This window comes from Acidithiobacillus sp. TH-A36 (genome assembly GCF_057473445.1).
The window spans coordinates 1-1,888 of the sequence record NZ_JBYCKP010000653.1 but is presented as its reverse complement, the minus strand read 5'-3'; the positions used below and the strand labels follow the sequence as shown (position 1 = coordinate 1,888).

The following is a 1,888-nucleotide window of genomic DNA, read 5'->3' as shown; positions in this document are numbered from 1 at the left end:
ACTTCAACGATTCCCGTTGTGCCAGAAAATACCGTTACTTTTCCAATCATGCTTTTATAAAAGCTGTCACCTGCCCCATACAGTTTCCCAACAGGGATGAATGATACGCTACTATCCCCATTTTCTACTTTTCTATAGCCGTGGGAAAAACCGTAAAACTTTCTTTCCTGCTCAAGGATGATGGGTAATTCCGAAATAACAGATTCTACATTCTTGACGACATAAAAATAATTATGAGGGTGAATGGATATTCTGGTAGGCTTGTATCTCTGCAATATCCAAAACCCGCCTACAAAAGAACTCATGGTGACCCACGTCACCCACAATGTTGGGCGATTGTCCGCGTAATGGAATGCTACGACCTCAAAGATCAGGATAATTAAGGCGATAGAACCATAACTATAGAAAAATCTGAAGGTTATGTTTGGCGAATAAAACGCTTTGATATCACTGTCTGTCATTGACTCACGCCAGAGCAAGGTGTTTTACAAAACAATTCCATTCATTTTTTATAAAAACTGGTGTAATTTTCATCTTCAACCTTTATTTTGGTGGCCAGCAGAGATCACGTAAAACAAAGGGGTTACTGAACCGTAAACAATGCCAATGGCAAGAACTACCGATGACACTATGAACATCAGCCCTGCCGTAAACGTCGCAGAAAGAAAAAATTCCCGTGTGGTCATATTTTGCCCTCTAACGGTTTGAAGGATTCACAAGGTTTTTTACGCAAGGCTACAACTCGTTGAATTTTAGTCCAACCCTGCACCCGATTCCAGTCACACCCGCTCACCTCATCCCGCCTTTTCATGATATAACAACACAAAATCAAAAGGGGACACCATGCCACGCAGACCAGCCAAAAAGAAGACTGAAGACACCAGCAGCCTCGAATCCAAACTCTGGGCTACTGCCGACAAACTGCGCGGCCATCTGGATGCTGCCGACTACAAGCATGTGGTGCTGGGACTCATCTTCCTGAAATACATCTCGGACCGCTTTGCCGATAGATATACAGAAATCATCCGGGAAGAGGCCGGGACGTATGCCGTCGAAGACCGCGACGAATACACGGCAGAAGGCGTGTTCTGGGTACCGGCTTCGGCACGCTGGCCAGTGATCCAAGCCGCCGCCAAACAGACCGATATCGGCAAGCGCATTGATGACGCCATGACCGAGATCGAGAAAGAAAATCCCCACCTTAAAAACATCCTGCCCAAGGGCTATGCCCGCCCTACGCTGGATCAGCGCCGTCTGGGTGAACTGGTGGACCTCATCGGCACCATTGGCTTGGGGACGGCAGAACATCAGGCCCGTGATACCTTGGGGCGGGTCTATGAATACTTTCTGGGCCGTTTTGCCAGTGCCGAAGGGAAACGTGGTGGTGAGTTCTACACCCCGGCATCCGTAGTCCGAACCTTGGTCACCATGCTGGCCCCCTATAAAGGGCGCATCTATGACCCCTGTTGCGGGTCCGGTGGCATGTTCGTCCAGTCGGAAAAGTTCATCGAAGCCCACGGTGGCAAAGTGGGCGACATCAGCGTTTACGGGGAAGAATCCAATCCCAATACGTGGAAGCTGGCCCTCATGAATCTCGCCATTCGTGGGATTGAGGCGGATTTGGGGGTAGAAGCGGCAGACACCTTTCACAAAGACCTGCATCCCGATTTGCGCGCCGATTACATTCTCGCCAATCCCCCCTTCAACATATCCGATTGGGGCGGCGATCTGCTCAGAGAGGACAAACGCTGGCAGTACGGCATACCGCCCACGGGCAATGCCAACTTCGCTTGGGTGCAGCACATGGTCCACCACTTGGCCCCTTATGGTGTGGCGGGCTTTGTCTTGGCGAACGGGTCCATGTCATCCAATACCAGCGGCGAGGGCG

Annotated in this window: 2 protein-coding genes; one reads left to right on the top strand and one right to left on the bottom strand. The window is 50.2% G+C overall.

Annotation, left to right across the window (positions count from 1 at the left end; genetic code table 11):
- On the bottom strand, nucleotides 1–461 hold a 461-nt coding region (locus AC2VLY_RS16330), incomplete at its 3' end, for a hypothetical protein (protein ID WP_486922660.1).
- 382 nt (nucleotides 462–843) lie between these two features.
- Here AC2VLY_RS16330 and AC2VLY_RS16325 point away from each other — a divergent pair.
- A partial coding sequence (locus AC2VLY_RS16325; protein WP_486922659.1) for a type I restriction-modification system subunit M occupies nucleotides 844–1,888 on the top strand: 1,045 nt, incomplete at its 3' end.